Origin of the sequence: Kitasatospora sp. NPDC059722 (assembly GCF_042733235.1) — a bacterium.
In the GTDB taxonomy this organism is placed as follows: Bacteria; Actinomycetota; Actinomycetes; order Streptomycetales; family Streptomycetaceae; genus Kitasatospora.
Genome location: NZ_JBHWGD010000195.1, coordinates 1 through 5,677 on the forward strand (window position 1 = coordinate 1; position 5,677 = coordinate 5,677).

A 5,677-nucleotide genomic window follows, 5' to 3' on the forward strand; every position below is an offset into this window, starting at 1 on the left:
GCGCGGCGGGGCCCCCCGCCCCCGCCGCGCCCCCGATGGGTGTGCGGGTGTCAGCCGGCCGGGGTGGCGGCGATGCCCTGGATGCCGCTGCTGGCGACGGCGTAGAAGGTGGTCCAGCTGTTGTCGGCCTTCTGGTCGGCGGTCCAGATGCGGTCGTCGGCGCCGATGGCGAACAGGCGGGCGGTGTCGCCGATGGTGGTGGCGGCCACCTGCTTGACGCCGGCGGCGTTGGGCACGGCGTTGAACGTGGTCCAGGTGCCGGCGGTGTAGTCGCCGGTGGTGGTCCAGATGCGGTCGTCGCCGCCGATGGCGAACAGGTGCACGGTGTTGCCGATGGTGGCGGCGGTGATGTTCTTGATGGCGCTGCTGGGGATGGCCTGGAAGGTGCTCCAGGTGCCGGCGGTGTAGTCGCCCGTGGTGGTCCAGATCTGGCCGTCGCCGCCGACGGCGAACAGGCGGACCTTGTCGCCCATCGCGACGGCGGTGATGTTCTTGATGGCGCTGCTGGGGATGGCCTGGAAGGTGCTCCAGGTGCCGGCGGTGTAGTCGCCGGTGGAGGTCCAGATCTGGCCGTCGCCGCCGATCGCGAACAGGCGGACCTTGTCGCCCATGGCGACGGCGGTGACCTGCTGGATGGCGCTGTTGCCCGGCACCATCTGGAACGCGCTCCAGGTGCCGTTCGCGCCGTCCTTGCTCGCGCTCCAGATGCGCTGGTCGCTGCCGATGGCGAACAGGCGCACGGTGGTACCCATGGTCACGGCGCTGACCTGGCGGATGCCGCTGTTCTGGGGGACGGCCTCGAAGGTGCCCCACACGTTCGTGGAGTAGGAGCCCTCGTTGGCCCATATCCGGTTGTCGCTGCCGATGGCGAACAGCCGGCTGCCCGGACGGGAGGCCTTCACCTGCTGGATCCAGGCGCTGAGGTCGTCGACGCGGGAGGAGGTGGCGCCGGTGCGGGTCTCGGTGGCGGGGGTGCCGAGGCAGCCGCCCTGCCAGGAGAGGGAGGCGACGGCGGCGATCTCGGGGGTGCCGTTGCGGTCGCGCAGCAGCGGCGCGCCCGTGTCGCCCTGGCAGACGGGGGCCTGGCCGGCGGCCGGGGCGGTGTCGATGCTGGTGGGGTTCACCGCGCCGGTGGTGTGGGCGCTGGTGTGGAGCTTGAGCGGCGCCCAGTCGGTGGCGGTGCGGCCGTAGCCGGGGATGCGCAGGCCGTCCCCGGCCGCCGGGGCGGTGCCGGTGACGGCGATGGGGGCGACGCCGTCCAGCGGGGAGGTCAGGCGGGCCATCACCAGGTCGCGCTCGGCGCGCGGGGCCAGCTCGGCGATGGCGATGGTGCGGCCGGCGATGGTGGCGGTGCTCGCGGTCGCGGGCGCGCCGGCGGCCGGGTGGTCGCCGAAGCAGGACGCGGCGGTCAGCACCCAGTAACGGTCCACCAGGGTGGCGGTGCAGGAACGGGCGTCGGCACGGCCGGGCTGCCCGGCCGTGACCGTGCCGACGGCCGGGAAGTCGGTGTTGGCCGGGGCGGCCGGTCCGTCGGTGGCGGTCAGTTCCAGCAGCGTGGTGGAGCCGCTGGTGCCGCCCTCGCCGACCGGGGTCCAGGCGTTCTTGTTGACGTCGATGCTGCTGACGGTGCCCGCGGTGTTCAGCGTGGCCTTGATGGTGTGGTCGTCGCCCTTGATGTTGTAGACCTGCGGGATCTCCAGGGCGAGGTACCCGGTGGGGCCGGTGATCTTGAAGCAGACCTCGCTCGGGCTGGCGGCGCGGCTGAACAGCTGGACCAGACCCGGGCCCGAGGCGCAGTCGGCGAGGACGATGTGGCCGTCGCCGGTCTTCAGGGTGATGTTCCGGTCGGCGAGGACCTTCGCCGCGTCGGGGTAGGAGAAGCCCTCCACCGCGCTCGGCGGGGCGGCATCGGCGGCCACGGCGGGCATCGGGGCGGCGACGACGGGGATCGCAAGGGCCGCGCCGAGGGGCCAGGCCAGTCTGCGAACGGTACGCACGGGCACTCCAGAAGAGAGATACGCCCAGGGGAAACCAGCGCCCCCGAGCCGGCAAAGAAAGAATCAATCGGAAGCTATCGTCGCGGAATTGTGCACGTCAAAGCATGCGGGCACCCCCGGCGCACCCCTGACCCGGGGTCAAGCCCCGCACGGAAAAACGCGGTCGGGCCGTCCGGGGGCCCGGGTGTTCGAATGCGGACATTTCCGGATGAACGCGAGGGCGACGGCCCGCCGCAGGATTATCACGGTTCGGTGACGTTTCCTCCGCAAGTCGGCCCCCCGGGCGCGGACCCGATGCGGACCCGATGTGCGGACCCGATGCGGACCCGATGAGGAACCCGGTGCGGACCCGATGCGGATCCGGTGCGTGAGCGGCGCACGCCCCCCGCGGGCATGCCCACACAGCACGGCGGGGGGGGGCCGGCGGCGGGGGGGGGGCCGCCGCCGCGGTGTTCCGGGGATGGTGAACAGTCCTGTCGGCCGGGGCGGGGGAATGTCCCCGCCCCGGCGATGTCATTCGGACCGCGGGGCTCCGTCGAAGAAGGTGTCCCAGTTCGGCTCCGTGTGGCCCTGGACCACTTCGTCCTCGAACGGCGGGCGGTCGTGCCGTTGGCCGCTGATCTCCCCGCTCACCCAGTCGACGCATTCCGGGCGCTCACCGGTGCCGGACCGGCAGTATTCCTCGACGGCCGCGCGGACCAGGGGCAGCGGGATCGCGCTCGCCCGGTCGTGGAACCTCGGGTGGTACGTCTCCGAGACGAGCCGGGAGTCCGTCCCGGACGGGTCCGGGTTGTCGGAGATCCACGCGTGGTCGTAGATCCCGCCCTTCCGGGGGGCCTGTCCGTCCGTGCACCAGGTGAGGGCGCCGAAGCCGCTCAGCTCGTTGACCGCGACGAAGAGGTAGGTGCTGGGAAACCTCTTCGGCGGCTCGGTGTAGCAGAACGAGGCCTGGCCGCCCGTGACGTACTTCCCGTCACGGACTTCCTTCACGCTGACGGAGCGGAAAGCCTCCGAGATCAGACGGTCGGTTTCCTCGGGGCCGGAAGGATATGCGTCTTCCCCGTCGAACGACATGTGAAGAATCATTACGGGCGCGGCCTCGTCCCTGAGAGCGTTATCTCGTCCAGCTTTCCTGCCGCCTTGTTCCACCAGCGGACCTTCAGGATCTGGTCAGTGTAGAGGATGTCGGGAACGGAGTATCCGCAGGAGAACGCGGGACCGCACAGCCCCTTCTCGTTGTTGATGACGACTTCCGCGTACTTGATGTCGTCCCGTGCCATGACCCACGCGAGTTTCGTCTCGACGTGGTCGGCGGTCGGGTAGATCAGCGTGCTTCCCGGGACCGGGGGAACGGTGGAACCCGGCCGCCGGAGCCAGTTGCTGATGTCCTGGACCATGGCCGCGGTCGCGGGATCGCCGTTGCTGCCGCTGACCACCGGGCCCTTCCACTCCACCAGGTTGTCGCCGTCGCGCAGGAGCACCTGCCCGGCGGTCGGGCCCTCGTCGCCCGGCCGCCGGCCGAGCTTCTGCAGGATCTGCCAGATCCGCGACGGGCACAGGCTGCTGTTGTGCACCAGCAGCGGGCGGTCGCCCGCGAGGACGAAGTAGGTGTGGAGGCCTTCGACCGTGAGGTTGTAGGCGGGCTCCAGGCCGGTCCAGTGGCGGACCGAGGCGACCTGGACGACGGCGCCGGTGTCCGTGCGCAGCGTGTCGCCGGGGCGGATGTCGCCGGCGTCGGTCCAGGTGCCGGCCGACTCCACCCAGAACGGGTGGTGGTCGGTCGCGGTGACCGCGCCCTGGCCGCCGTCGGGGGCGCGGACCGTGAGCTCGGTGAAGTCGCGGTCGTCGGGGGTGTAGACGGTGGCGCTCACCGGGCGGGGCCCGCTGGTTCCCGTGGCGGGGTCCGCCGCGAGCACCACGTCACCGGCGTGCAGGGTCTCGATGGCCCGGGTGGTGCCGTCGCCCATGAGCACCTTGGTGCCGGCCGGGAAACTGTTGGTCGGGCACCCCGCGCGGGCGCCGTTGGCGATCGTGAGCTCGTCGCCCAGCTGGTCGACCAGGCCCCGCTCGATGTCCGAGTTGTTCTTCAGGGCCTGCAGCGCCGCGTCGGCACCGACGCCGTCCGCCAGGGTCTGGCGGAACTTGGCGACGATGTCGGCCGTGGAGGTCAGCTTGCTGATGGCGGCCTGGCTGTAGCCGTTGAGCGTCGCCTGGACGGCGAGCTTGGCGTCCTCGATGCCGACGCCGGTCTCCAGGGCGAAGCGGAACGCGACGATGGCCTTGGCGCCCTTGGCGAGGGTGCCGTAGGGGATGAAGTTGGACGCGGCCCACGCGCAGGACGCGTTGAGGCCGGGGTCGTGGTAGCACTTGACGAAGTCGTCGGTCAGCGCGTGGTACAGCAGGTTGCCCAGCTGCGCCTGCGGCGAGTAGTGCAGCTTGTAGTCGGTGTAGCTCAGCTGGACGGTCTCGTCGCGCTGGTCGCTGACCTGGGTGCTGCTGACGACGACGGTGTTCCAGACGCTGTACTTGCCGGCGCAGGCGACGATCGACAGGCCCGGTTCCGGGCAGGTCTTCATCACGTAGTTGACGGTGCCGGTGATCTTGACGTTGACCGTGACGTCACAGACCGTGTCGCCCTTGCCGTTGTCGTGCCAGACCTTGGGGTCGATGTTCTTGATGATGATGCCGCTGCGGCCCTCGGTGTAGTCACCGGCGGTGCAGTGGGACATGTCGTCCTTGACCGGGTCCGTCTTCATGTCGTCCTGGGGGACGGCCTCGACGTAGGAGACCCGGCCCTGGGCGTCGACCGTGGCGGTCTGGTCCTGCAGCACGCCGTCGACGGTGTCGGCGCACTGCTTGGTCCAGACGGCGGCCTGGGCGTCGGCGGCGGCCTTGGCGGCCTGGTCGGCGCTCTGCTTGGCGGCGGCGGCCGAGGCCTGGGCCTGGTCGGAGGCGGTCTTGGCGGCGGCCGCGAACTGCTGGGCCTGGGCGGCGTAGCTGGTGGCCGCCGACGCCGAGAAGCCGGCGCTGCGGGCCGCCGCGTTGGCGGAGGCCGCGGCGGCCTGGGCCTGCTGTGCGGACTGGGCCGCCTGCGCGGCGGAGGCCTGGGCGGCCTGCGCGGACTGGGCGGCCTGGGCGGCGAAGCCCTGGGCCTGCTGGGCGGACTGGCCGGCCTGGTTGGCGTAGCCGGCGGCCTCGTTGGCGGCGTTGCGGGCGGTGGCGTAGGACTGGGCGGCCTGGGCCGCGTACTGCCGTGCCCGGGCGACCGAGCCGTCGATGGTGGCGAGGTAGGACTGGATGGTCGCCACGTGGGCGGCGGTCATCGCGTCGCGCTGCTGGGCCTTGGCCAGGCCGCTCTGCAGGAACGGCACCAGCCGGTCGGCGGGGCCGGACAGGACGGCCTGGGCGGCGGCCTTGACCTCGGGGCCGCCGGTCGTGAGCAGCTGGGTGACCTGGACGCGGTTGTCGTCGTCGCGGGCCTTGAACTGGCCGGTGGTCAGGAAGGCGCGGACGTCGTCGATGGTGCCGTCCAGGGCCTTGCCGGCCGCGGCCTTCACGCCCAGGCCACCCGTGGCCATGATCTGCGAGAGGGCGACGCGGTCGTCGTCGTCCTTGCCCGGGTACTGGCCGGTGGCGAGGAACGCGCGCACCTGGTCGGCGGTGCCGACCGAGGCGGTCTC

The 5,677-nt window shown here is 71.7% G+C and carries 3 protein-coding genes; all 3 read right to left on the reverse strand.

Annotated features, from left to right (window positions below; all coding sequences use genetic code 11):
* Nucleotides 1-50: 50 nt before the first annotated feature.
* On the reverse strand, nt 51-1,997 hold the full coding sequence (locus ACFV4F_RS41995; protein ID WP_380511055.1) for a trypsin-like serine protease: 1,947 nt from the start codon (nt 1,995-1,997) through the stop codon (nt 51-53).
* A gap of 513 nt (nt 1,998-2,510) precedes the next feature.
* On the reverse strand, nt 2,511-3,083 hold the full coding sequence (locus ACFV4F_RS42000; RefSeq protein WP_380511057.1) for an Imm1 family immunity protein: 573 nt from the start codon (nt 3,081-3,083) through the stop codon (nt 2,511-2,513).
* On the reverse strand, nt 3,083-5,677 hold a 2,595-nt coding region (locus tag ACFV4F_RS42005; RefSeq protein WP_380511060.1), incomplete at its 5' end, for a polymorphic toxin-type HINT domain-containing protein. The genes ACFV4F_RS42005 and ACFV4F_RS42000, both read right to left, overlap by 1 nt.

Excerpts from the sequence above, each read along its gene's own strand:
- ACFV4F_RS42000 (WP_380511057.1), bottom strand. The coding sequence starts at position 3,083 with ATGATTCTTCACATGTCGTTCGACGGGGAAGACGCATATCCTTCCGGC.